General features: G+C 72.2%; 20 protein-coding genes. 5 read left to right on the forward strand and 15 right to left on the reverse strand.

What is annotated here, in order from left to right; translation table 11 throughout:
• Window positions 1–51 precede the first annotated feature (51 nt).
• On the forward strand, window positions 52–1017 hold the full coding sequence (locus ACIRL2_RS01760; protein ID WP_395869296.1) for a sucrase ferredoxin: 966 nt from the start codon (window positions 52–54) through the stop codon (window positions 1015–1017).
• On the opposite strand, the gene ACIRL2_RS01765 is transcribed toward ACIRL2_RS01760, so the two are convergent.
• The 3 genes from ACIRL2_RS01765 to ACIRL2_RS01775 form a co-directional block, all read right to left on the reverse strand.
• On the reverse strand, window positions 1011–2603 hold the full coding sequence (locus tag ACIRL2_RS01765; RefSeq protein ID WP_402229618.1) for a cation acetate symporter: 1593 nt from the start codon (window positions 2601–2603) through the stop codon (window positions 1011–1013). The genes ACIRL2_RS01760 and ACIRL2_RS01765 overlap by 7 nt on opposite strands.
• 17 nt (window positions 2604–2620) lie before the next feature.
• Window positions 2621–3001, reverse strand: a complete 381-nt coding sequence (locus tag ACIRL2_RS01770) for a DUF485 domain-containing protein (RefSeq protein WP_395869298.1) — start codon at window positions 2999–3001, stop codon at window positions 2621–2623.
• 380 nt (window positions 3002–3381) lie between these two features.
• Window positions 3382–5502: a type IIA DNA topoisomerase subunit B gene (locus ACIRL2_RS01775; protein WP_395869300.1), complete on the reverse strand. Its 2121-nt coding sequence runs from the start codon at window positions 5500–5502 to the stop codon at window positions 3382–3384.
• A gap of 386 nt (window positions 5503–5888) precedes the next feature.
• On the opposite strand from ACIRL2_RS01775, the gene ACIRL2_RS01780 reads away from it, so the two are divergent.
• A complete protein-coding gene (locus ACIRL2_RS01780; RefSeq protein WP_020555816.1) occupies window positions 5889–6119 on the forward strand; it encodes a hypothetical protein in 231 nt (76 codons plus the stop codon).
• A 133-nt stretch (window positions 6120–6252) separates the two neighbouring features.
• Here the strand turns inward: ACIRL2_RS01780 and ACIRL2_RS01785 are convergent, their stop codons facing one another.
• From ACIRL2_RS01785 to ACIRL2_RS01810, 6 genes are all read right to left on the reverse strand, one after another.
• Window positions 6253–7047 (reverse strand): S1 family peptidase, encoded by a 795-nt coding sequence (locus tag ACIRL2_RS01785; RefSeq protein WP_395869301.1) that lies wholly within the window; start codon window positions 7045–7047, stop codon window positions 6253–6255.
• Window positions 7048–7277: 230 nt separating this feature from the next.
• Entirely contained in the window at window positions 7278–8852 is a 1575-nt protein-coding gene (locus ACIRL2_RS01790) for an RNA polymerase sigma factor (RefSeq protein WP_395869303.1), read from the reverse strand.
• 258 nt (window positions 8853–9110) lie between these two features.
• A complete protein-coding gene (locus ACIRL2_RS01795; RefSeq protein WP_395869305.1) occupies window positions 9111–10742 on the reverse strand; it encodes a SpoIIE family protein phosphatase in 1632 nt (543 codons plus the stop codon).
• Between the two features lie 225 nt (window positions 10743–10967).
• Window positions 10968–11822 (reverse strand): FadR/GntR family transcriptional regulator, encoded by an 855-nt coding sequence (locus ACIRL2_RS01800; protein WP_395869307.1) that lies wholly within the window; start codon window positions 11820–11822, stop codon window positions 10968–10970.
• A 150-nt stretch (window positions 11823–11972) separates the two neighbouring features.
• The gene (locus ACIRL2_RS01805; protein ID WP_402229411.1) at window positions 11973–12734 is read right to left on the reverse strand and encodes a hypothetical protein; all 762 of its coding nucleotides are present in this window, start codon (window positions 12732–12734) and stop codon (window positions 11973–11975) included.
• Window positions 12731–14347 carry an ATP-binding cassette domain-containing protein gene (locus ACIRL2_RS01810; RefSeq protein WP_402229413.1) on the reverse strand — a complete coding sequence of 539 codons (1617 nt, stop codon included), beginning with the start codon at window positions 14345–14347 and terminating at the stop codon, window positions 12731–12733. Before ACIRL2_RS01810 ends, ACIRL2_RS01805 begins: the two co-directional genes overlap by 4 nt.
• A 189-nt stretch (window positions 14348–14536) precedes the next feature.
• On the opposite strand from ACIRL2_RS01810, the gene ACIRL2_RS01815 reads away from it, so the two are divergent.
• Window positions 14537–14989, forward strand: a complete 453-nt coding sequence (locus tag ACIRL2_RS01815; protein WP_402229416.1) for a hypothetical protein — start codon at window positions 14537–14539, stop codon at window positions 14987–14989.
• Between the two features lie 70 nt (window positions 14990–15059).
• On the opposite strand, the gene ACIRL2_RS01820 is transcribed toward ACIRL2_RS01815, so the two are convergent.
• From ACIRL2_RS01820 to ACIRL2_RS01835, 4 genes are all read right to left on the reverse strand, one after another.
• Entirely contained in the window at window positions 15060–15767 is a 708-nt protein-coding gene (locus tag ACIRL2_RS01820) for an NUDIX domain-containing protein (RefSeq protein WP_395869314.1), read from the reverse strand.
• Window positions 15768–15884: 117 nt separating this feature from the next.
• Window positions 15885–17828: a glycogen debranching N-terminal domain-containing protein gene (locus ACIRL2_RS01825; RefSeq protein ID WP_402229419.1), complete on the reverse strand. Its 1944-nt coding sequence runs from the start codon at window positions 17826–17828 to the stop codon at window positions 15885–15887.
• A 149-nt stretch (window positions 17829–17977) separates the two neighbouring features.
• Window positions 17978–19075 carry a DUF4192 domain-containing protein gene (locus tag ACIRL2_RS01830; protein WP_402229421.1) on the reverse strand — a complete coding sequence of 366 codons (1098 nt, stop codon included), beginning with the start codon at window positions 19073–19075 and terminating at the stop codon, window positions 17978–17980.
• Window positions 19076–19266: 191 nt separating this feature from the next.
• Window positions 19267–20238 (reverse strand): aldo/keto reductase, encoded by a 972-nt coding sequence (locus tag ACIRL2_RS01835; RefSeq protein WP_395869320.1) that lies wholly within the window; start codon window positions 20236–20238, stop codon window positions 19267–19269.
• A gap of 170 nt (window positions 20239–20408) precedes the next feature.
• Here ACIRL2_RS01835 and ACIRL2_RS01840 point away from each other — a divergent pair, with 170 nt between their 5' ends.
• Together ACIRL2_RS01840 and ACIRL2_RS01845 are read left to right on the forward strand one after the other, a co-directional pair.
• On the forward strand, window positions 20409–22556 hold the full coding sequence (locus ACIRL2_RS01840; protein WP_402229424.1) for a RecQ family ATP-dependent DNA helicase: 2148 nt from the start codon (window positions 20409–20411) through the stop codon (window positions 22554–22556).
• A gap of 201 nt (window positions 22557–22757) precedes the next feature.
• The gene (locus tag ACIRL2_RS01845) at window positions 22758–23420 is read left to right on the forward strand and encodes a hypothetical protein (RefSeq protein WP_402229427.1); all 663 of its coding nucleotides are present in this window, start codon (window positions 22758–22760) and stop codon (window positions 23418–23420) included.
• Between the two features lie 13 nt (window positions 23421–23433).
• Here ACIRL2_RS01845 and ACIRL2_RS01850 read toward each other — a convergent pair whose 3' ends face one another.
• On the reverse strand, window positions 23434–23802 hold the full coding sequence (locus tag ACIRL2_RS01850; RefSeq protein WP_395869326.1) for a hypothetical protein: 369 nt from the start codon (window positions 23800–23802) through the stop codon (window positions 23434–23436).
• Window positions 23803–23898: 96 nt separating this feature from the next.
• Window positions 23899–24483, reverse strand: coding sequence for a hypothetical protein (locus ACIRL2_RS01855; RefSeq protein WP_395869328.1), 585 nt, complete (start codon window positions 24481–24483; stop codon window positions 23899–23901).
• Window positions 24484–24668: the final 185 nt, after the last annotated feature.

Raw genomic sequence — 24668 nt, forward strand, 5'->3', positions numbered from 1 at the left:
GGCGGGGCCGATCGGGCCGATCGGCAAGTGAAAGCTATACGGTGCACAGTCGTGGAAACCTGCGTCTTTCTTTCGCACGAACTCGCCGAGCCGATGGCCGGCACCGCTCCGACCACGCGCGGCTGGCTGCTGGTCGAGCACCCCGGACCGTGGGCCGCGAAGGCCCTGACCGGCAGTCGCGGGCTCGACGACGGGGTGGGCCGGCAGCTGGACGAGCGCGCCGGCAGGGCCGGTTTCCGCGCCGCCCTCATCCGCCGACCGGACCAGGCGGGCCGGCGACCGGACGAGGCGAACCCCCGGGCCGACGACGCGGGCGGCCCGGCCGACGCGGGCACCGCCTCCGACGGACCGCGGACCGTCTTCCTGGCCTGGACCGAGCCCGGCGGCACCTGGCTGCGCCGGTTGCGGGTGGCCGGCGCCGCCGACCTGCTCACGCTCGACCTCGCCGCGCTGGCCGGACCGGCCGAGCCCGCACTGGGCGAACCGGTCGCCGAGCCGCTGATCCTGGTCTGCACGAACGGCAAGCGCGACCGGTGCTGCGCGGTCGAGGGCCGCCCGCTGGCCGCCGCGCTCGCCGCGAGCCTCCCCGAGGCCGCCTGGGAGGTCACCCACCTGGGTGGGCACCGATTCGCCCCGACCGCCATCGTGCTGCCCCAGGGCTACCTGTACGGCCGCCTGGACCCCACCTCGGCCCGCGCCGTGATCGCCGCCGCGCGCCGCGGCGAGATGTTGCCGGACCGGTGCCGGGGCCGGGCCACCTACTCCCGGGCCGGTCAGGCCGCCGAGCTCGCGGTCCGCACGGACTGCGGCGAGCGCCGGGCCGACGCGCTGTCGGTGTACGACGAGCGGGCCGAGGACGACGGCGGGTGGACCGTGCGGGTCGACCACACCGACGGCCGCACCTGGACCGTCGCGGTGGACGCACGCCGGGAGGCCCCCGCCCGGCCGGAGAGTTGCGGCAAGGACGAGGGCCTCCCGACCAGCATGCGGGCCCGGCTGTTGACGCACCGTCAGTAGGCGCCCGCCCCGGTCAGCGAACGGACCTCCATCTCGGCGTACTTGGCGGCGTCCGCCTCCTCGTCCGAGCGCAGCGTGCCGATCCAGCCGCACAGGAAGCCGATCGGAATCGACACGATTCCCGGGTTCTCCAACGGGAACCAGTGGAAGTCGATCCCGGTCACCAGCGGCGTCTTGCCGCCGGAGACCACCGGCGAGAACAACACGAGCACCAGCGCCGAGCCGAGCCCGCCGTAGATCGCCCACACCGTGCCGTTGGTGTTGAACCGCCGCCAGAACAGCGTGTACAGCAGCGTGGGCAGGTTCGCCGACGCGGCGACCGCGAAGGCGAGGGCGACCAGGAACGCGACGTTGAGCTTCTGCGCGGACAGGCTCAGCCCGATCGCGATCCCGCCGATCACGATCGCCGAGATCCGGGCGGCCCGCAGTTCGCTCTTCTCGTCGGTCGCCTCCTTGCGGATCACGTTCGTGTACAGGTCGTGCGCGAAGGACGCCGAGGAGGCCAGGGTCAGCCCGGCCACCACGGCCAGGATGGTCGCGAACGCGACCGCCGCGATCACCGCGAGCAGCACTACGCCGCCGAACGTGTCCGGCCCGCCGCCGAGTTCCTCCGCGAGCAGCGGCAGCGCGGTGTTGCCCGCCGCGTTCGACTTGCGGATCTTGTCCGACCCGAGCACCGCCGCGGCGCCGAACCCGAGCACGATGGTGAGCAGGTAGAACGTGCCGATCAGCGCGATCGCCCACATCACCGAGTGCCGCGCGGCCCGCGCGGTGGGCACCGTGTAGAAGCGCACCAGGATGTGCGGAAGTCCAGCGGTGCCCAGCACCAGCGCGATGGCCAGGCTGATGAAGTCCAGCCGACTGGTCAGGTTCTTGCCGTACTTCAGACCCGGCTCGAGGAACTGCTGTCCGTGGCCGCTGGTGTGCGCGGCGGTGTCCAGCAACTCGTCGAGGTCGAAGTGGAAACGCAGCAGGACCAGGAACGTCATCAGGATCGCGCCGCCGAGCAGCAGCACCGCCTTGACGATCTGGATCCAGGTGGTGCCCTTCATCCCGCCGAAGGTCACGTAGACCACCATCAGCGCGCCCACGCCGACGATCGTCCAGGTCTGCGCCGAGCCGCCGCTGTCCCCGAGCAACAGCGCGACCAGCGTGCCCGCGCCGACCATCTGCGCGATCAGGTAGAAGATCGAGACCACGATCGTCGCGGCGCCCGCCGCGGTCCGCACCGGCTTGCGGCTCATCCGGAACGCGACCACGTCGGCCATCGTGAACCGCCCGCAGTTGCGCACGAGTTCGGCCACCAGCATGAGCACGACCAGCCACGCGACCAGGAAGCCGATCGAGTACAGGAAGCCGTCGTAGCCGAACAGCGCGATCAGTCCGGCGATGCCCAGGAACGACGCCGCCGACATGTAGTCGCCCGCGATCGCCAGCCCGTTCTGGGAGGCGGAGAACTCCCGCCCGCCGGCGTAGAAGTCGTTGGCCGTGCGGTTGTTCCGGCTGGCCCACACGGTGATGCCCAGCGTGATCACCACGAAGACCACGAACAACAGGCCGGTCAGGCCGCGGTGGCCGCCGGCCACCGCGAGGTACGCACCGTTCACCGGAACATCTCCTGGGTCTCCCAGCGCAGGTTGAGCGCCGCCCGGTCACGCTTGCCGCGCGCGTTGCGGGCGTACGACCACGTGATCAGGAAGGTGCTCGCGAACTGGAGCAGACCGAAGGCCAGCGCGACGTTGAACGCGCCCAGGATCCGGTGCGCCATGAAGTCGCGCGCGAACGTGGACGCGAACACGTAGAGCAGGTACCACCCGAGAAACGCGAGCGACATCGGGAAGACGAAGTCTCGATAGCGCCGCCGGATCTCCTGGAACTCGGGGCTCGCCTGCACCCGCAGGTAGATGTCCGCGCGCGGATCCGGCTCCGGGTCGCCGATCGGCACACCCCGGGTGGGTGTGGGTCGGTACGAACTGGTCGTCACCGTAGCTCTCCTCGTCGATCGCCGAACCGCGCGGCTGTGTCCCGACGCCGAGCGCCCTGGACAGGCGTTCGACGGGACCGGTTTTCAGCATGGTCAGCGGGCGCGGGCCGCACGGCCAGGTTCTGCACAATTCACCTGTACGGATGAACCGCCGGCACGGCCGCACTCCTGGCTCCGCCATGCGTCGTGGAATCGCTTGGCCAACGAGATCCCGCGCCCCGCCGACACGGGAGACCGGCCGGTCACACGCCAATGAGTGACATTCGTCCTTCTATCGCAGATATACGGACCGTTTGGCCCTGATGTCCTGACCATGAAAAAACGCCGGGCCGGAGGGACGAATCCCTCCGGCCCGGCGTATGCCCGGGTGTCCGGTTCGCTCAGACGTCGATCCGCGAGCGGTCGAGCAGCGACGCGGAGTTGGTGATGAACTCCTTGCGCGGCGCCACCTCGTTGCCCATCAGCAGGTCGAACACGCGCTCGGCCGCCTCGAGGTCGCCGAGGTTGATCCGGCGCAGCGTGCGGTGCCGGGGATCGACCGTGGTCTCCGCGAGCTGATCGGCGTCCATCTCGCCCAGACCCTTGTACCGCTGGATCGGGTCCTTCCAGGCGATGCCCTTGCGCTGGTACTCCAGCAGCGTGCGCTTCAGCTCGGCGTCCGAGTACGTGTAGACGTACTTCTCCTGGCCCTTCTTGGGCCGGGACAGCTCGATCCGGTGCAGCGGCGGGACCGCGGCGAAGACCCGGCCGGACTCGACCATCGGACGCATGTAGCGCTGGAAGAGGGTGAGCAGCAGGCAGCGGATGTGCGACCCGTCGACGTCGGCGTCCGCCATGAAGATGATCTTGCCGTAGCGGGCCTGGTCGATGTCGAAGGTGCGCCCCGAGCCCGCACCTATGACCTGGATGATCGCGGCGCACTCGGCGTTCTTGAGCATGTCCGAGACGGACGCCTTCTGCACGTTCAGGATCTTGCCGCGGATCGGCAGCAGGGCCTGGAACTCCGAGTTGCGGGCGAGCTTGGCGGTGCCGAGCGCGGAGTCGCCCTCGACGATGAACAACTCGCTGCGGTCGACGTCGTCACTGCGGCAGTCGGCCAGCTTGGCCGGCAGCGCCGAGGTCTCCAGGGCCGTCTTGCGCCGCTGGGCCTCCTTGTGCTGCCGCGCGGCGATCCGGGTGCGGGCCGCCGAGACGACCTTCTCCAGGACGGCGCGGGACTGCGCCTTGTGGTCGCGCGCGGTAGAGGTCAGGAACGCCTTGAGTTCCTTGGCCACCACGTTCTGCACGATCCGCGCGGCGGCCGAGGTGCCCAGCACCTCCTTGGTCTGACCCTCGAACTGCGGCTCGGCCAGCCGCACGGTGACCACGGCGGTCAGACCCTCGGTCGCGTCGTCCTTGGTGATGTCGTCCTCGGCCACGCGCAGCAGCTTGGTCGAGCGCAGCACGTCGTTGACCGTACGCCGGAGCGCCTGGTCGAACCCGGCGACGTGGGTGCCGCCCTTGGGCGTGGCGATGATGTTGACGAAGGAGCGCAGGGTCGAGTCGTATCCCGTACCCCAACGCAGCGCCACGTCCACACCCAGTTCGCGCTGCACCTCGGTGGGCACCATGTGGCCCTGCTCGTCGAGCACCGGCACGGTTTCCTTGAACGTGCCGGAGCCGGTGAAGCGCAACACGTCGCAGAGCGCGCGGTCGGGAGCGAGGTATTCACAGAACTCGCTGATCCCGCCGGAGTAGTGAAATACCTGTTCGTCCGCTTCGCCCGGATTCGCACCATTACGCTCGTCGCGAACAACGATCGTGAGTCCGGGCACCAAAAACGCGGTCTGCCGGGCTCGCGAGTGGAGCTGCTCCAGGTCGAGCGCGGCGTCCTTGAGGAAGATCTGCCGGTCCGCCCAGTAGCGGACCCGGGTCCCGGACTTGGCCTTGGAGATCTTCTTGATCTTGCGCAGTCCGTTACCGGCGCTGAACGGAGCGTCCGCGCCGAGGGTGGCGAACTCGCCGGGCACGCCGCGGCGGAACGAGATGGCGTGGGTGTGCCCGCTCCGGTCCACCTCGACGTCGAGTCGGGCGGACAGGGCGTTGACCACGGAGGCGCCGACGCCGTGCAGGCCGCCGGACGCGGCGTAGGAACCGCCGCCGAACTTGCCGCCTGCGTGCAGCTTGGTCATGACGACCTCGACACCGGACAGGCCGGTCTTGGGCTCCACGTCGACGGGGATACCGCGACCGTTGTCCCGAACCTCCACCGAGCCGTCCGCGTGCAGGAGCACCTCGATCCGGTCTCCGAAGCCCCCGAGGGCCTCGTCCACCGAGTTGTCGATGATCTCCCACAGACAGTGCATCAGGCCCCGACTGTCGGTGGAGCCGATGTACATGCCGGGCCGCTTGCGGACCGCGTCAAGGCCCTCGAGAACGAGGAGATGCCGCGCGGTGTAGTTCGAGTGGTCGGGCTCGCCCGCCAGGAGCGCGGTGGACTGCGCGGTCGTCTGGGCGGTCACGCGGTGCAACTCCTCGCATGTAGTCGCGTAGTCGGATCGCCGCGAACGCGTCGATCCGTGCGGCGCGTCGGCGGTGCTCCGAGCCCGCGAAAACGGGCCCTGTGATCACCTTCGTCGCGCCGGAGAGCAAGGCTACCGGGGCCGGAAGACAGCCCGGCGACGGCTCGCCGCCGCATCCTAGCCGGCATCCGAACACATCTTCGACCACCCGATCGGGTGGCCGGCATGAACCGTACGCGCACAGGGCACGTCCTATGCACAAGGAATGAGTTGCAGAAGGGGTGTGCCGAGAAGCTGTTGAACATGACACGATCACCCCGGGAACGTTCGAGGCTGATTTGATGTTGGACATCGATGAAGGCTTCGTCGAGTAGAGAAGAGGCGACGTGAATTCGGTTCTGACACCCGCCAGTCCGTTGACGGCCGCCGACCGTTGTGATCGGTGCGGCGCCCAGGCATACCTTCGGGTAGTCCTTTCCAGCGGCGGCGAACTGCTGTTCTGTGCGCACCACGCCCGTAAGTTCGAGCCTGAGCTTCGGAAGGTGGCCGTGGAGATACAGGACGAGACCGACCGCCTCACGGCGGTCCCCGTTACCGCACCGGACGACGACAACTGACCAGACAGCCGACCCTCTGAGATCCCGACGAGCAGACATCGCGCCGATGGCGGCCACCGCGAGGTGGCCGCCATCGGCGTCTGTCGTCGTCACCCGCGAGGGCGGTCGGCGCCCTCGCGGTCCGTGATATCCCTCACAATCCGGCGGCATCCCGGATGTCCCGGGCGAACGCGGCGACCCGGGTGTACACGCCCGGTTTACCCGCCAACGCGCATCCCTCACCCCACGAGACGATCCCGGCGATCCGACCCGCCACCAGAAGCGGCCCGCCGCTGTCGGCGCTGCACGCGTCCTTGCCGCCCAGTCGCTCACCGGCGCACACCATCGCGGCGGCGTCATAGCTCCCGAATCGTCCGCCGGGGTACGCCGTGCGACAGGTCGCGTCGGACACCAGCGGCACGGTGACCTGGCGCAGTGTCGAGGAGTAGTCGCCTCGACCCGTGGTGTCACCCCAGCCCACCACGGTCGACGCGGTCCCGCTTGCGTAGACGTCCGCGTCCTGTTCCACCATCGACGCGACGCCCGTGCCGAGCGGCTCGTCGAGGGTGAGCACCGCCCAGTCGCCGGAGATCAGGCTCGGATCGAAGTTCGGGTTCACGTACACCTCGCCGACCACCACCTCGCGGCCCTGTTTGGTGCGCAGGTCGGTCCGACCCTGGATCACCTTCAGATCCGCGCGGTCCTCCCGCTTGCCGTTCGCGTCGTACATGCAGTGCGCGGCCGTCAGCACCTTGGTCGGCGCGATCAGCGTGCCGCCGCAGAACTGCCCCGATCGCGCGGAGCCGTACTCGGCGCGACTGGAGAGGGCCACGGCGAACGGATAGGTCGCGGTGTCCGCGGGGCTGCCGCCGACCACCGCGCGCGGGGGCCCCGAGGGCGAGGCCGCCGTCAGGACCGCCGCCAGGGCGACCGCGGCGAGCGCGGCCATCGATCCTCGTGTGTACCGCCGGAAACTGCTGCGTCTGTTCCGCTCGGGCGCTCGCACCATCATGGGGAACCTCTCGCCGGCTACCGTCAGGTAGAAGCCGGTGCCCCAGCGTGGCTCTCCGGAATCCTCACTCCGGGCGAACGGGTGATTTCACTCGGAAACGCACACACGAAGGCCCCGGATGGTGTATCCGGGGCCGGTGACCTCCACGCACGGTGCGGCGATCCCGCTCAGTCGAGGTAGTCGCGCAGCACCTGGGAGCGGGACGGGTGGCGCAGCTTGGACATCGTCTTCGACTCGATCTGGCGGATTCGCTCACGGGTGACCCCGTAGACCTTGCCGATCTCGTCGAGCGTCTTGGGCTGACCATCGGTGAGCCCGAAGCGCATCGACACCACGCCCGCCTCACGCTCGGAGAGGGTGTCGAGCACCGAGTGCAACTGCTCCTGGAGCAGCGTGAAGCTGACCGCGTCGGCGGGCACCACGGCCTCGGAGTCCTCGATCAGGTCGCCGAACTCGCTGTCGCCGTCCTCGCCGAGGGGGGTGTGCAGGGAGATCGGCTCGCGGCCGTACTTCTGCACCTCGATGACCTTCTCCGGGGTCATGTCGAGTTCCTTGGCCAGTTCCTCCGGAGTGGGCTCGCGGCCCAGGTCCTGGAGCATCTGGCGCTGCACGCGGGCCAGCTTGTTGATCACCTCGACCATGTGCACCGGGATGCGGATGGTCCGCGCCTGGTCGGCCATGGCCCGGGTGATCGCCTGGCGAATCCACCAGGTGGCGTACGTGGAGAACTTGTAGCCCTTGGTGTAGTCGAACTTCTCCACGGCGCGGATCAGACCCAGGTTGCCCTCCTGGATCAGGTCCAGGAAGAGCATGCCGCGACCGGTGTAGCGCTTGGCGAGCGAGACCACCAGGCGCAGGTTCGCCTCCAGGAGGTGGTTCTTGGCCCGGCGGCCGTCCTCGGCGATGATCTCCAGTTCCATCCGGAGTTTGGGGGGCAACTTGTCGCCGGAGCCCAGCTTGTCCTCGGCGAACAGGCCGGCCTCGATCCGCTTGGCGAGGTTGACCTCCTGCTCGGCGTTGAGCAGCGGGACCTTGCCGATCTGCTTGAGGTAGTCCTTGACCGGGTCGGCGGTCGCGCCCGCCGCGGCGACCTGCTGCGCGGGGGCGTCGTCCTCGTCGTCGGAGAGGATGAAGCCCTTGCTCTCCGGCTCGTCGGGCACCGCGTCCTCGACCACGACCTCGGACTCGTCCGGCAACTCCTCGGCGTCCGCGTCGGGTTCACCGGCCTTGCCGGCCGTCTTCTTCGCGGCGGCCTTCTTCGGCGCGGCCTTCTTGGCGGTGCCGGCGGCGGCGGTCTTCTTCGCGGCGCTCTTGCGCGGCGCGGCGGGCGCCGCCGGAGCGGCCTGGGCGACGGCGGTCGGCGCGGGGCTCTCGTCGGGCGTGACCGGTTCCGCGTCCGCCATCACGGTGACCGCGGTGGAGGCGCGGTTGGAGACGACGGTCTTGGTCGCGGTGCGCTTGGCGGCACTCTTGGCCGCCACGCTCTTGCGGGTGCGCTTGGGCGCCGCCGAGTCCGCGGCACTGACCATGATGGTCACACCCTCCTGGTCGAGGACCTGGTTGAGGCTGCGCAGGACGTTCTTCCACTGGGTGGCCGGAATCTGGTCGGCCTCGAACGCCTGGCGCACCTCGTCGCTGGCGATGTACCCCTGGGCCTCACCCCGCTCGATCAACGACTTCACGTTGACGAATTCGGCGATCTCGGGCGGGAGCGAACGGGATGTGCTGGCCGACACAAACAACCTCTCGACGATCTGGACGGCGTCACGGCCTGGTGAACAGGCAGGCGCCGCCAAGCGAACGACACTCGGGCGGACAGCGTGGTTCCGGCAAACCGGTTGCACTCGAAGTCAGCGCATCGGCTTGTTTTGCTATTCCCGAACGGCTGCCACCTTCGTACTCATCGGGCCAGGCGGAGAAGTGTTACGCACCCATTCGGTGGCGCAGCTCACACGATTCCCTCTTGCGGCGCGCGCCACACCCTGTGTGAGGGATCCGACTCATACGTCCCCGGTGATCCGCACCCCCAGGATGGTCACATCGTCGTCCCGGTCCCGGTCGCCGAGCAGTCCGTCCAGGATGCTCGTCAACAGCGCCTCCAGGCCCCCGTTGGCCCCCCGGGCGACCTCCACGAGGTCGTCCAGGCCCTCGTCGATGCCGCGTCCGCGGGTCTCCACGAGACCGTCCGAGAAGCCGATCAGGATGTCTCCCGGATCCAGTCGGATGGTGTGCTGCGTCCGATGTTCGGCGACTCCCAGCGGCGTCGACTCCTCGCCGATCTCGACGAGTTTGGCCTTGCCGTCGGCGGAGACGACCACCACCGGCAGGTGCCCCGCGTCGGCGAGGACGAGCAGCCCGGTCGCCGGGTCGATCACGGCGTACACCAGCGTGGTGAGAGACTCGTCGTCCTCCGTCGCGGTGAACAGCCGGTCCAGGCCGGTGAGTACGGCGGCGGGCTCGGGGTCGGTGAAGGCGAGCGCGCGCAGCGCCGAGCGGACCCGGCCCATGCCGGCCGCCGCGGTCAGGCCCTTGCCGATCACGTCGCCGACCACGATCGCCACCCGCTTGTCGGGCAGTTGGAACACGTCGTACCAGTCGCCGCCGACCTCGAAGTCGGGCGCCCCGGGCAGATAGCGGTAGCCGAACTCGACGCCGCGCACCGCGGGTAACCGCTCGGGCAGCAGGCTGCGCTGCAGGGCGACGGCCGTGCGGTGCTCGCGTTCGTAGAGCCGGGAGCGCTCGATGGCGAGCGCGCACTGCCCGGCGAACGCCTCGAGGAAGATCCGGTCGTCCGGGTCGAACGCGCGTCCGTCGTCGAAGGTGTAGCGCAGCACGCCCAGCGGCGCGCCGGAGCCGACCAGCGGCAGGATCACCCGGGAGGCGCCGGGACCGTGGTGGGAGACGTACCGGGCGATCCCGTCGGTCACCGCGGCGACCAGGTCCGCCGACCAGTGCGCGGGCAGGCCGCGCCGACGAGTGACGGTGCGCTGCGCCGGCACGTTCGGCCATGGGTACACCGGCGCCGTCTCGTCCAGCAGATACGCCTCCGAGCGGGCCGCGGCGATGCCGATGCCGAGTTCGCCGACCGCCTCCTCCACCTCGGGCACCCGGAGCGTGCCGGCGATCCGCGCGGTCATCGCCTGGAGCCTGGCGGTGCGCCACTGGCTGGAGCGCAGCAGGTCCTCGCAGCGCCGCTGCTCGGTGATGTCGCGCACCACCAAAAGCACGCCGAGCACCGGTCCGGTGTCCTCGACCGGGTCACGCACCGGCAACCACTGCGACTCGTACGCCCGTTCGCGTGCGTCGCCGCGACTGGAACCGACCCGGTCGGCGGGATCGCCGTGGTCGCGGCTCACGTGTGTCTCGACGTACGGTTCGCCGCGGGTGAGCACCCGGGTCATCGTCGCCTCGATCCGGCGCGCGCGGGCCGGCGGGTAGACCTCGCCGGGACGTCGGCCGAGCAGGTCCTCGACCGAGAGCCCGGCCAGCCGGGCGAGCGCGCCGCTGACCCGCCGACAGTGCAACCGCCGGTCGTAGAACGCGAATGCCGTCGATCCCTGGCTGGTCAAGGTGGCCAGCAGCGCCGCGTCGAGCACAGCGGGCCGCTCGCATCCGACCTTGTCGTCGTTCATTGCCTCACAACCCCACCTGTTGGCAACTCCGAGCCGGCGAGTCAGATATCGAGAGTACGCACGCGAACCCCCTCACCGGGAGGATTGGCCTGAACTCTCCGTACGTCGCCAAATCGGGCGGGTCGGACATACGCGCGCCCCTTCGTCGACCCGTACGACGGGCCGGCGAAGGGGCGATGCGTGCGTGTCCTCGGTTCCGGCAGGCACTGCGCCCTCGGCCGCCGATCAGCCCTCGCGGGGAGCGGGGAACTGGCGGTCCACCTCGGGATGTACGGCCAGCAGCGAGCGCATGGCGGCCTCGGCACTCTCGCCGTCGCCGGCGGCGACCGCGTCGACCAGGCGCGCGTGCAGCGCCACGGACGCCTCGGACAGGTGCTCGCAGCCGGCCACGTGGCCACCGGACACCTGGAGCGCGGCGGCCAGGATGCCGGCGAGGTGATCGAGCATGCGGTTGCCCGCGACCTGGAGCAGCAGGCCGTGGAACTCCGCGTCGGCGCGGCTGAAGGTCAGCGGGTCGGGCTGGGCGACCGCTCGCTGCATGATCTCCACGACGTCGGCGAGCCGGCGGACGATCTCGGGGTGGTTGCGGCACGCGGCCATGTGCGCGGCCAGCGGTTCGATGCCCCAGCGCAGTTCGAAGAGTTCGCGGCGCTGCGAGTCGCGTTGCGGGCCGCACGCGCGCCACTCGATCACGTCGGGGTCGAGCAGGTTCCAGTCGCTCACCGGGCGCACCCGGGTGCCGACGTTGGGCCGGGCGCTGACCAGGCCCTTGGCCTCCAGGACCCGGAGCGATTCGCGCACCACGGTCCGGGAGACCTCGAAGCGCTGGCCGATCTCCTCGGGCACCAGCGGGCGTTCGGCGCCCACCTCGCCCGCGACGATCATCTGGCCGAGTTGCTGGACGAGTTGGCCGTGCAGGCCGCGGCCTCGGCCGACGCCGGGTTTGCGCACGGCACGGGCCGGTTCGAGGTCGGGTCCGTCCCACACGTACGGCCGGCGGGACATCGGGTCGGTGCCGGCGGCGCCCGGCTCGCCGGCGCGGAACGCGTCGGCCGAGCCGCTCGCCGGGGCGTGGGTCATTGTCTGATGGGCAGCGATACTCACGCTCTCCATCTCGGCCTCGAACGGGTCGGGCTTGAGCAGCAAACCCGCTCTCGGCTGAAAAACACACGAAAGGGTGATCTACCTTGCGGGTCGATCGTCCGAAAGTGTGACGTCCGTCCGGAGCGCTCAGGCCCGGCGACGCACGAAGGTGATCAGCGCGAGCACGGTGACCACGAGGGTGACGCCGGCCAGCACCGCGCCACCCGTCACCGGCGACAGCCCGCCACCGTCGGAGACGACGAGCATGCGGTCGGCGGCGCGGAACGGGAGGTAGCGCACGAGGTCCCGATACGCCTCCGGGACTCCGGCCTCGATCGCCGCCGCGATCAGTCGTTCGGCCCCGGCGGGCAGCGCCGCGGCGGCGACCGCGATCAGCGCGGTGCCGCGCGAGAGGGTACCGATCGCCAGGCCCAACACGGCGGCGAGCAGCACGTAGGCGACGAATCCGGCCAGGATCCGGGGTGCGGGTGCCTCGATCGCCGCGCGGTCGGGGAAGGCGGGGCCGAACACGGCGCGGGCCGTGCCGACGCTCGCGCCCACCGCCAGAGCCGCGAGCACGACGGCCGCGAGCGCGGTGCCGACCACCTTGGCCAGGAACACCCGACCGCGTCGGGGCAACGCGAGCAGCAATGTCGGCAGCGCGTCCCGCCGTTGCTCGCGCGCGCAGGCGAGCGCCGTCATCAGCATGATCGCCGGGACCAGCACCGGCGTTCGGCCCGGACCCGCGGTCACCAGGTGGGCCACCTCGCCGGAGCCGATCGGGACGGCGCCGGCCTGGCGGGCCGCCACCCAGGTCGCGCCCGCGCCGAGCGCGAGCAGGCCCAGCAGGCCCCACCAGGTGGCGCGCAGGCTGCGGGCCCGCGTGAGTTCGTATCGGATCGCGCTCATGCGCTTCTCACCTCGTCGGTCTGCTCGGCGCGCCCGGCGGAGCGCCAGGTGCGGGCGAATCGGCGCCTGGGCGGCAGTGCGGCGGCGGGCTCGCCGGAATCCGGCTCGATCCCGACGCCGGCACCGACGCCTCCACCGGCGCCGACCCCGTCGGCGATCGTGTCCATTCGGCGCGAGTGTGCCGCGCCGTCCGGCGCGGCCTGCGGGTCGGTGCGACGGTCGATGTCGTGGTCGGCACCCTGGGCGAAGCCGCGGTCGAGGCCCTGGTGCGGCTCGGTCGAGGCGGCGCACGCGGCGCCGGGGCCGGCTTCCGGCGCGGCGTACGCTCGTGGGTCGGCGCGCCGGGGTTCGGCCGGAGCCGCCGCCTGGGCCTGCCGCGTCGGCCGGGGTTCCGGGTGTCCCGGCAGGGCGGGGTGGGGCTCGGCCGGTGACGGTTGTGTCGGTCCGGGTTGGGTCGGTCCGGGTTGCGTCGGTCCGGGCCGGGGCGATCCCGGCTCGGCTTCGAGGTCGACGCGGCCGTCGACAAGAGGTGGCGGGTCGGGCCGGGTCAGGGGTTCCAGGAGTACCGTCGCCGTGGTCGTCGCCGGGTTCACCCCCGCCACACGGGTGGGGTCGGCTCCGGGGACGGCGAGTTCCTCGGTGGGCCGGTCCGCCGAGACGGTCTCGACCGGCGGCTCGACACCGGCCCCGTCGACGTCGGCGTCGGCGTCGGTCCGGACGCGCTCGCGCCGCTTGGTGATCACGTCGATGAACGCGTCGCCCACCCCGGGCTCGCGTTCGGCCAACTCGTGCAGCAGGATCCCGCCGCGGAAGGCGATCTCGCCGACTCGGGCCCGGTCGGCGCCGAGCACGGTGAGCGTGGTGCCGCCGGGGCGGGTGGTGTGCACACCCTCGGCCCGCAGCAGCGCGGACAACCGGGCGACCTGCGGAGTGCGCACGGACACTCCCTCCCGCACGCCGCGGCGCAGGAAGTCGGTCGCCGACTCGTCCGCGACCAGGCGACCTCGACTGATCACCAGGACCCGGTCGGCGCACCGCGCGGTCTCGGCCAGGATGTGCCCCGCGACCAGGACGGTGCGGCCCTCCGCCGCGTAGGCGCGCAGGAAGTCGCGCAACCAGCGCAGCCCCTGCGGGTCCAGGCCGGTCGCGGGTTCGTCCAGGATCAGCGTGCCCGGGTCGCCGAGCAGGGCCGAGGCCAGCGCGAGTCGGCCGAGCGCCCCCGCCGAGAGCACCCTGGTCCGGGCCCCGGCCACCGGGGTCAGCCCGACCAGGTCGAGCACCTCGTCCACCCGGCGGGACGGGATCCGGCCGGCCGACGCGAGCATCGCCAGGTGCGCGCGCACCCGCCGGCCCGGGTGTGCCCCGCCGGCCCCCACACACGCGCCGACCTCGGTGCCGGGTCGGCGCAGCCCGCGGTAGCGCCGACCGTCGTACCGGGTCTCGCCCCCGCCGCGTTCGAGATCGAGCATCAGCCGCAGCGCGGTCGACTTGCCCGCGCCGTTGGGCCCGAGCAGTGCCGTGACCCTGCCGGGGAGTACGTCGAAGGACAGGTCGTCGACGGCCACGATGCCGCCGTATCTCTTGGTCAGCGCACGTGCCTGGATCATCGCCATCGCCATCGCTCCTCGTCACCCCGGCTGCGGGAGATCTATGGATCTTTGGCAACATATCTGCGAAACCACAATTTTCCCGGCATTTACTTGCATATCGGCGAGCTGCGGAAAAGTCCGCCGAACCTGGACAGGCTGCCGGGTCCTGGAGGACCATCGAAATACCGCCGAGTACCGCCTCTGGAGGTCGGCATGTCTCTTCCCGATCCGGGCGTCCTGGACGCCGTCCGCCGCAGGCGGGGCGACCTCGACGACGCGTTGTTGATCGTCCGTGACGGTCTGGTCGCCGACCAGGCGGGCCCGCGTCGGGTGGCCGCGTTGTGCGCGGGGCTGCGGCAGTTGCGGGCCGATCTGTACGAACACGTCGCGGCCACCGAAGGCCCCGGCGGCCTCTACGAGGAGGTGCGCCACGCGGATCCCCGGTTCGAACCCGCGGTGTGGCGACTGCGGGGCGAACACGCCCGGCTGGGTGTGCTCCTCGACGACCTGGTCGCGGGGATCGCTCAGGGCGCGCAGGACACCGGGGGCTGGCCGGCGCTGCGCCCGCGTGTGGTGGAGTTGCTCGCGCTGCTCGGCCGACACCGCAGCCGCGACGCGCAACTCGCCTACGACGCGGTCGGGCTCGACCTGGGCGGCCAGGGTTGAACGAGCCGGGGCCGAACGAAATCGTGGGATGAACGCGTCGGTGGCGCGAGGGCGGATCGGGCCCGTCCGGTCAGGCCTCGGGGCGCAACATCGGCGGGTTGAGCTTCTCCGCGGAGCCGCGGCGGAACAGTTGGGCCGGCCGGCCGCCCTGGCGGGTGGTGGTGCCACCGGTGGGCACCAGGAAGTCGGGGGTGCCGGTGACCTTGCGATGGAAGTTGCGCGGATCCAGAGCCACGCCCCACACCGCCTCGTAGACCCGACGCAGCTCGCCGACGGTGAACTCCTCGGGGCAGAACGCGGCGGCCAGCGAGGAGTATTCGATTTTGGAGCGGGCCCGTTCGACGCCGTCCTCCAGGATCCGTCCGTGGTCGAACGCGAGCCGGCTGCCGTCGCCGAGCAGTTCGCCGACCGAGGACCAGCGCGCGCCGGCCGCGTCGCCGCCGGGGCGCGGGGCGGGCAGATCCGGGGCCAGCACCAGGTAGGCGACGCTGACCACGCGCATCCGGGGGTCGCGACCGGGGTCGCCGAAGGTGGCGAGCTGCTCCAGGTGCACGGGCAGTCGGTCCAGGCCGGTCTCCTCGGCGAGTTCGCGTGCCGCGGCGGCCTCCAGGCCCTCGCCCTCGCGCACGAAACCGCCCGGCAGTGCCCACGCGCCCTGGAACGGCGGCTCGCCCCGGCGGATGGTCAAGGCACTCAGGGCGTGCTCGCGCACCGTGAGGACCACGAGATCCACGGTGACTCCGAAGGGCGGAAAGATCGAGGTCTCGGAGCGCGGCATGGGGCGATCCTAGTGCCCGGAGGGCACTAGCTGTCTGGCTGACGATAAAACGGATTCCGGAAGGTCGGCACACCGCGCGCAGGCGGGTGGTGGCGTCGCGTCACCGGGCGGGCCGGTTCAGATCGCCAGTTGCATGCCCGCCGCCGCCTCCTCCACGATCGCCTGCCCGGCCCGGTTGACCCGGACCGTGAACGGCTCGCCGCCGACCCGCAGATCGCGCAGTTCGAGTTCGCCGACGTCCAGCGCGCCGGCGGGCCGCACGGTGATCCGGCCCGCCGGCGCGTCCGGGCGGATCCCGGCGAAGGCCACCAGGACCGGCAGGATCGCTCCGGCCGCGCGCGCCAGCGGGCGACACGCCAGAGGGTGCGCCACCGGAGCGTGGCCGTCCACGCGCTGTTCGCCCGCGTGCATCTCCGGCAGCCGGTACTGGAACCACGGCGCGGCGTGCAGCAGGCCGGCGAACAGCCGCTGTGCGGCGTCGAGATGGCCCGCCTCGGCCAGCCCCGCGGCGGCCACGCAGGTGTCGTGGGCGCGCACCACGCCGCCCAGGGTGCCGAGCGGGTGGTAGCCCGGGGTCCGGGCCGAGGTGGCCCGCAGCCCCCATCCGCAGTCCAGGTCGGGCGCGGTCAGGCGCTGGGCCACCGCCCGGTTCCCGGTGTCGTCCAGGATGCCGCTGCCGGGCAGGTGGGCCATCGCGGACGAGGCCACGGTGATCGGTCGGCCGGTGGGATCCAGCGCCGCGGCGTAGAACTCACCCGCCGCGTCCTCCGCCCGGAACGCCTTGCGGAAGGCGACGCCGAGGTGCTCCGCCCGCTCGCGCAGCGCGCCGCCGCCCGGCAGGTCGTACGCGTCCAGCAGAGCCGCGCCGTGCCACGCGGCCTGGTAGGTCTGGGCCTGGAGTTCGCACGGCGCGGGTCCCTCGGGACCGAGTCGCACGAAATCGCCGGGTCGCTCGCCCAGCGTGCGCGACAGGTGCCCGAGCGCGCGGACGAGCGCGGGCAACAGCGCGGTGGTCTCGGCGGCCGGCAACCCCCAGCGCCAGGCCTCGCCGAAGAGCGTGACGAACAGCGCGGTCGAGCCCGCGCAGTCGTAGCGTGGCCGCTCGCCGACCCGGCCCAGAAAGTGCGGGATCCGCCCGGGCTCCTCGCCGTCGCGCGGTTGCGAGCGCACCCCTTGGCGCGCGGCCAGCAACCGCAGCACGCCGCTCGCGAAGCGGGTGCCCAGCGGCAGCAACATCCGGGCGGTCCACAGCGCGTCGCGCCCCGTGGGGGCCAGTTGCCACGGCGCGCCGGCGGTGGGCATCGGCGCGGTCGGCAGATCGGAATCGGGAACCACGAGCAGTGCCCGCAGGTCGCGCAGCCCCTGCTCGACCCAGGCCGCGACCCGCACGTCGTCGCAGCGCACCCGGGGTTCGGTCCACGGCGGTTGCCCCACGAAGGCGCGTGGACCGGGTCGGCCGGGTGCCGGCTCGGCGATCACCCGCAGTTCGACCGCCCACGAGCGGGCCGGCTCCAGGTCCACCTCCCAGCGCAGCGTCGCGGTGGCGGCCAGCGCGGTGTCCGGCGCGGGCTCGGCACTCGCCCGCACGGTCATTCCGTCCGGCGCGCTCCACCCCAGGCCGGCCGCGGCCACCCGGGCGGGCAACTCGACCGATCGATGTCCGGCCCGCAGCGCGGCGAGCGGGATCAGGTCGGTGCCCAGGGCCAGTTCGACCGGGAAGCACAACGCGCGGCGGCCGGTGTTGCGCACCACGAGCCGCTCGCGGCCGTCGGCGTACCGGGTGCGCTCGACCACCAGCGCGGGGTCGGGTGTGCCGTCCGCGGCGAACCGGCGCATCGCGAGGTAGCGCACCGCACCCGCCGCGACCACGTGCCCGGACAGCGGTTCGGGTTCGATACCGCCGATCGTGAGCACGTTGCGCGAGAGCGTGCGCCGCCCGTCGTGGTAGATGCCCGACACGCCCTGCCCGCGCAGTTGTCCGTCGCGCCCACTGATCGCCATGCCGGGCGCGTCCACACAGACGAGTGCGTCGTGCGCGACGGGGTGGGGAATCGTGCTCACGGTCACCGCTCTCGTCTCCCGCTTCTCTCGTGGGTCTCGCGCGGGGTCGGGACCCGGACCACCCGCACCGGAGTCGGCGGCACGCCGGATGGCCCGCGGCTCCCGACGTCGACCGGCCGGTCGACACGTTGCCCCCGGCCCCCCAACGGTCACGGCGCCCGGTTGGTCACGGCATCGCGGAAGATCCTTCGGCGCACCTCGGCGGCGCTCAGCGGACTGTTGATCGCCGAGTGCAGCAGTCGCGCCATCGTGTATCCGGTGTCCGCCCGCAGCGCGCCGGTCACCGCGACCCGGGCCAGCACACCGTCTCCGATCGTCCAGGCCGCCCACGCGGCGAGGGTGAGCGGCGGCGCGGAGGCGGGCGCGAAGGCCCGACGGGCAAGCGCCGTCCACAGCGCGAGGAGCGCCTGGTCGTCGGCGTCGCCCGACTGCTCGCCGTGCCAGGCCATCGCCTCGTCGCGCACCCGCGCGTCGCCCAACCCGAGCACCAGCCGCGCCGCCTCCGCCGGTTCGATCGTGGTGTCGCCGGCCCGGAACCGGGCCCGGTGACCGGTCAACGCGGTCAGCGTGCGCTCCGGCGAGTATGCCTTCGGATCGCTTCGCACACTCGTGTACGCCCGCATCATCAACTCGCGCATCGCGTACTCCGGCGGGCGGAAGCGGCGCACCAGTTCGGCCAGCGAGACCGGCTCGGGCAGGCCCGCCCAGACCGCCGTCGCGGCCACCGTCGAGTCGCGCCCGGTCCGCAGCGGGGTGCCCTCGGACGGGCAGCAGTCGGCGTCCGTACAGCCGTAGGACCACCAGCGCTCGGCGGTCACGCACACCGCCTCGCGCACCTCGATCGTGTGGCGGGCGCAGACCCGGGCGATCGCCGTGTGCAACGGCCGCAACCGCTCGACGGCCGGCGCCGGCCCGGCCTCGCCCGCTGCAGCCGACCCCGCCGGCTGCGCGCCATCCGCGTATATCGCCACGGCCACACCCCGCGCGCCGGTGCGCGCCAGCAGCCGCGCAAAGTGGTCGGCGGCCTGCTCGAAGTCGGCGGGCGGCGGCAGGTCGTGCCGCAGCACCGGTCCGACCCGACTGCGCTCACCGGGCAGGATGCCGAGCAGCACAACGCTGTCGGTGGGCCGCACCCCGATCAGATAGGGCACGGCCTCCACCAGATCGGCGGGCGAGCGCACCCGCAGGACGGACTGCGGGGACATCACCACGAAGGGCGTGCGGTCGAAGCCATCGGTGTCGTTCATACGGCGAGCCTGCGCCGGCTGCCGACCCGATTCCGGCACACACCGGCCGACTGTGCATGAATCAGCCGTTGTGGATACCGGTCTTGACAAAACAAGCCACCGAAGCCCAGCCGATCTCACGGTCAAGGCCGGAGGACAGCAGGCGCAGACGAGGCGGCAGGCAACCGTGCGGTCCGACGACGGCGCCCTCCTTACCGCGCCCGCGCCCCGCCCGGAACCCGCCCACACATCGCCGCCGGCCCCCGCAACGGCGCGAAGACCTCCGCCTGCGCGGTCAGTGCCCGGTACTCCTCGTCGGCCAGTTCGATCTCCGCCGCCGCCACGTTGTGCTCCAACTGCTCGATCGTGGACGCCCCAGGAATGGCCACCACCGGGCCCCGATGCAGCGTCCACGCCAACGCGATCTGCGCGGGCGTCGCGTCGTGCCCGACCGCCACCTCGCGCAGCAACTCCAGCAGCGGGCCTGCCCGGCGCAGGTTCTCCGGCCGAAACAGCGTGCTGCGCGCGCGGAACCCGGTCGGCCGGTTGTACTCGTCGTAGCGCGACCCGAGCAGTCCCCGGGCCAGCGGGGTGTGCGCGATCACCAGGCGCCGATTGCGCTCGGCCCACGGCACCAGATCGCGCAGCGGTCCGGGCGCCGCGAGGCTGAACTCGACCTGGTCGGAGAGCACCCGCCGGCCCAGCGCGTGCTCCGCCCGGCGCCACCGGGCGAGGTCGTGATTGCTCACCCCGACCTCGTCGACCACCTTCTCGTCCTGCAACGCGCCCAGCGCACTCATGACCGTGTCCATCGACACCAGCGGGTTGGCGACGTGGACCTGGTAGAGCGGGATCCGGTCCAGACCCAACCGGGCCATGCTGCGATACGCCCGGCCGCGCACCACCGGGGTCACCGGCAACACGGGCACGAACTTGGTGGCCACCACGACCCGGTCCGCGTCCGCCCCCAGCGCCTCGCCCAGGATGCGTTCGCCGCGCCCGAGCCCGTAGATCTCGGCCGTGTCGAACAGGGTCACCCCCAGTTCGAGGGCCCGGCCGACCAGCGCGTGGGCGGTCACCGACGCGTACGCGTCGCCGTAGCCCCACGCCCGGGAGCCGAACTGCCACGTGCCCAGTCCGATCCGACTCACCCGCGGGAATCCGTCCACTTCGAGGTAGCGCACGTCGCGCCTCCGTCGCCGTAGGGGTTTCGGTCCCTTCCACCATCGCGCGCCCGGCGCGCCCGGCCAAGGTCCCGACCCGGGCCCGTCGGCGGCGGTAGCCGATACGTTTATGCACAAACCACCTCCGCTTCCTTTTCGCGATGTCGCCGATGGCGGCTACAAAGGGAGGCATGACCGAGGACCGCTCCACCACCCCCGACGCCCGCCTCGACACCATGACGGACCTGCGCGCCCGCGCCGACGCCGTGCTGCGGGACCTGGCCGGCGGCGACGCGCGGCTGCGCGAGGACCAGTGGCGGGCGGTCGAGGCCCTGGTCGCGCACCACCGCCGCGTGCTGGTGGTGCAGCGCACCGGCTGGGGCAAGTCCGCGGTCTACTTCGTGGCCACCGCGCTGCTGCGCGAGCTCGGTGCGGGACCGACCGTGATCGTCTCGCCGCTGCTGGCACTGATGCGCAACCAGGTCGACGCCGCCGCCCGCGCCGGGATCCGGGCCCGCACCATCAACTCGGCCAACGTCGACGACTGGGACGCGGTGCAGGCCGAGGTGGCCGAGGGCAGCGTGGACGTGCTCCTGGTCAGCCCCGAGCGGTTGAACAACCCCGACTTCCGCGACACCGTGCTGCCCAAGCTGGCCGCCACGACCGGCCTGCTCGTGGTGGACGAGGCGCACTGCGTGTCCGACTGGGGGCACGACTTCCGCCCGGACTACCGCCGGCTGCGCACTCTCCTGGAGGAATTGCCCACCGGCGTCCCGGTCCTGGCCACCACCGCGACCGCCAACGCGCGGGTGAGCGCCGACGTGGCCGAGCAGCTCGACCCCGCGGGTGACGCGCTGGTACTGCGCGGCACCCTCGACCGGGAGAGCCTCTCGCTCGGCGTGCTGCGGCTGCCCGACCCGGCCGACCGGTTGGCCTGGCTGGACACCCACCTGCCCGAGCTGCCGGGCTCGGGCATCGTCTACACACTCACCGTCGCGGCGGCCGAGGAGGTCACCGCGTTCCTGCGCTCGCGCGGACACGCCGTCGCGTCCTACTCGGGCCGCACCGAGGACGCCGAGCGCCGGGTCGCCGAGGCCGACCTGCTGGCCAACCGGGTCAAGGCGCTGGTGGCCACCTCCGCGCTCGGCATGGGCTTCGACAAGGGCGACCTGGGCTTCGTCGTGCACCTGGGCGCCCCGCAGTCGCCGATCGCCTACTACCAGCAGATCGGCCGCGCCGGACGTGCCGTCGACCGGGCCGACGTACTGCTGCTGCCCGGGCGCGAGGACGAGGCGATCTGGCGCTACTTCGGCTCGCTCGGCTTCCCCGCCCGCGAGCAGGTCGAGCGCACCCTCGCCGCGCTGACCGGCGCCGGCCGCCCACTGTCCACGCAGGCCCTGGAACCGCTCGTGGACCTGCGCCGCAACCGCTTGGAGTTGATGCTCAAGGTGCTCGACGTGGACGGCGCGGTCAAGCGCGTCCGCGGCGGCTGGATCGCGACCGGCCGCCCGTGGGAGTACGACGCCGAGCGCTACGCACGAGTGGCCGCGGCCCGCGAGCACGAACAGCAGTCCATGCGCGACTACCAGGCCGACGGCACCTGTCGGATGGAGTTCCTGCGCCGCTGCCTGGACGACCCGGGCGCCGCCCCGTGCGGGCGCTGCGACGCGTGCGCGGGGCCGCGGCACGACGCGCGGGTGGACCCCGCCTCGCTGGACGCGGCCCGCGCGGCGCTCGGCCGGCCGGGCGTCGAGGTGGAGGCGCGCCGGATGTGGCCCACCGGCATGGCGGTCGCCGGCGTCGAACTCAAGGGCCGCATCCCCGACGGCGAACAGGCTGCGGCCGGCCGGGCGCTCGGCCGCTCCTCGGACATCGGCTGGGGCAACCGGCTGCGCCCGATCCTGGCCCCCGGCGCCCCCGACGGGCCGATTCCGGACGCGGCGTTCGACGCCGTCGTCCAGGTGCTGGCCGCGTGGGGCTGGCAGCGCCGGCCCGGCGGCGTGGTGACCATCGCCTCGCACACCCGCGGCGCGCTGATCGACAGCCTCGGCGAACGCCTGGCCGCGGTCGGCAGGCTGCCCTGGCTCGGCCGGGTCGAGTACGCCCCCGGGGCGGGCGGCCCGGCGCCGCGCAGCAACAGCGCGCAGCGCCTGCGCTCGATCGCGGACGCGTTCGTGCTGCCCGACGAGCTCGCCGAGCGGGTGGCCGCGCTCAACGCCCCGGTCCTGCTGGTGGACGACCGCACCGACACCGGGTGGACGCTCACCGTGGTGGCCCGGCTGCTGCGCCGGGCCGGCGCCGTCCAGGTGTTGCCCCTGGTGCTCACGATGGAGGGGTGACTTCGCGCCGGCGGACCCCGAACGGTCACGCGCACGTACCGAATGATCACCTGTACGTGTTGCCGAGTTCGCGGGCCTCACGCAAGAATCGACAAGGCGTTCTCTTCACATTCCCGTGCGGGCCCCGTCGGCGCCGCTCCGCCGCGAGCAACCCGTAGTCGGAGCGTGCGCCCGCTCTCCGTTCCGGACGGAAGGAGGACCGTGCACATCGCCACCACTGCCTCCGCCGCGCCCACTCGCACCGGCGCCGCGACCGCCGGCCCGTCCCGCTGGCTGGACCCCGAATCCTGGCGTGCGCGCGGGATCCCGCTGCTGCGCGACCCCCGAACGCTGATCAAACGGTTGTACGACCTGCACCGGCCGGTCGCCCGCACGGCGGTGGTAGCCGTCCTGGATCGGTCCGAACGCCCGGTGGCCAGCGCCTCCTTCGCCTTCGGCGAGGGGCGCACCGACGGCTGGCGGTGCCGCAACATGATCCTGGCGAACCTGCGCCTGATCGTCCCGGACGACCTGCGCCGGGGCACCCCGACACACACGACGGTGTTGGCGATCCACCGCGAGGGCGCGCGCGAGTGGGAGGCGGACGACGGCCGCTGGATGTGGGGGCTGCACGACGCGTGCGTGCTGCACGGGCTGCGCTGCGGCGCGTTCGCGGTGGTCGCGCGGGACGGCTGGCAGTTGGTGGCCGACGGGCGTTCCGGGCGCACCCCGGCGCTGCGCACGGGCCGCGACGGCGGTCCCGGCGGCAGTACGCCGATCAGGGCAGCGGGCATCGCCCCGGCCCGCCCCGCGGCTGGACTGCCGCACGTGCGTTACCTGCCGGAGGCGGGGCCCGCTCCCCTGGTCCGACCTTCCGCGTCCTGACGGACGCGTCCGATCAGGCGGTGAGGCCGCGCGCCGCGAGCCAGTCGACCAGATCGGTCGTGACCGTCAACGCGTGGTCCTGGACGAGTTCCGGGCTCTGTAGCCGAGTGCGCAGATGTTGCGCGTGGAACGGCTTTATCCCGGCGATCAACTTGCGCACCCCGAACACGTTGCAGAACGCCCGGTCGTCACCGGCCGAGAAGGCGCGGTCCCATTCCTGGCGTTCGGCCCCGATCAGGGTGATGTAGGCGTACCGGTTGAGATAGCCCGACAACATGTCGATGACGGTGCTACAGGCCCGGTACTGCTGTATTTTCAGCCGGTCCTCCTGGTCGCTGAGGAACCGGTCAAGGAGCTGCGCGATCGACGGCGATTCCGACATGGCAACGAACCGTAGCCGACCTTGGCGATTCGCGGGGCAGGGGGCCCGAGTTCGACCGGACCGGATACGGACGGGCCCCCTGCGTGCTACGACGTGCTATGCGACACCGGTGAGCGCCCGCACGCGCTCGATGTCGCCGCAGACCGTCACCGACGCCCCGGCGGTCAGCGCCGCGGTCAGGATCTTCGCGGCGTCGCCCTGGTCGGCGAATCCGTTGACCACGACGACGACCGCGGCCCGGCGCAGCGGACGCGAGGCGGGCAGCGACGCGTAGAAGACGTCCTTGCCCTCGTCGTACTGGCGCCAGTACTGCGCCGCGCCGAAGGTCTCCTCGTGCTGCTGCCACGGGTGCGGTCCACCCGTGGTCAGCACCAGGATCGACCCGGGCTCGGTGCCGGCCTCCAGGAGCGCGTCCACCGCGTCGTCTGCGGCGTCGAAGACGTTCTCCTCGGTCGCGGGGACCAGCGTGACGCGCGGCGCGGCCGGGGCGGGCCTCGCGGGCTTGCCGGGCTTCGTCGGGCCGGGTCCCGTGGCCGCGGTCGCCTGACGCGGCACGGCGGGCTTGGGCGGGCCCGGCTTCGGGCCCGGCCGAGGTCCGGGCTTGGGCACCGCGCCGGACGGGCGCGGCACGGACGGGGTTTCGGGTGCGGACTTGGCGTCCGCGGTGTTTTCGGCAGTCACCGGATTCACAGTCATGTCTGGGGAAGGCTCGGTTCGTTCGTGGCGGTACCGGGATGCCCGGCGGTGAGGAGACGCGGGGAGGGATCGGTGGAGTCCCGTTCCCCGGAGAACACGCGCGGCATGGTGGCAGTCCTATCAAAGCCGCGCGGGGCGTGCCCACCCAGGGTGCTCCTGGGGTGTGGCCC

Origin of the sequence: Embleya sp. NPDC127516 (assembly GCF_044765325.1) — a bacterium.
Lineage (GTDB): Bacteria > Actinomycetota > Actinomycetes > Streptomycetales > Streptomycetaceae > Embleya.

Bases quoted from the DNA above. Each gene is read 5' to 3' on its own strand.
- ACIRL2_RS01810 (WP_402229413.1), bottom strand. From the start codon at position 14,347: ATGGCGATGATCCAGGCACGTGCGCTGACCAAGAGATACGGCGGCATC.
- ACIRL2_RS01805 (WP_402229411.1), bottom strand. From the start codon at position 12,734: ATGAGCGCGATCCGATACGAACTCACGCGGGCCCGCAGCCTGCGCGCC.
- ACIRL2_RS01785 (WP_395869301.1), bottom strand. From the start codon at position 7,047: ATGGCCGCGCTCGCCGCGGTCGCCCTGGCGGCGGTCCTGACGGCGGCC.
- ACIRL2_RS01800 (WP_395869307.1), bottom strand. From the start codon at position 11,822: ATGACCCACGCCCCGGCGAGCGGCTCGGCCGACGCGTTCCGCGCCGGC.
- ACIRL2_RS01830 (WP_402229421.1), bottom strand. From the start codon at position 19,075: ATGAACGACACCGATGGCTTCGACCGCACGCCCTTCGTGGTGATGTCC.
- ACIRL2_RS01820 (WP_395869314.1), bottom strand. From the start codon at position 15,767: ATGCCGCGCTCCGAGACCTCGATCTTTCCGCCCTTCGGAGTCACCGTG.
- ACIRL2_RS01795 (WP_395869305.1), bottom strand. From the start codon at position 10,742: ATGAACGACGACAAGGTCGGATGCGAGCGGCCCGCTGTGCTCGACGCG.
- ACIRL2_RS01850 (WP_395869326.1), bottom strand. From the start codon at position 23,802: ATGTCGGAATCGCCGTCGATCGCGCAGCTCCTTGACCGGTTCCTCAGC.
- ACIRL2_RS01815 (WP_402229416.1), top strand. From the start codon at position 14,537: ATGTCTCTTCCCGATCCGGGCGTCCTGGACGCCGTCCGCCGCAGGCGG.
- ACIRL2_RS01840 (WP_402229424.1), top strand. From the start codon at position 20,409: ATGACCGAGGACCGCTCCACCACCCCCGACGCCCGCCTCGACACCATG.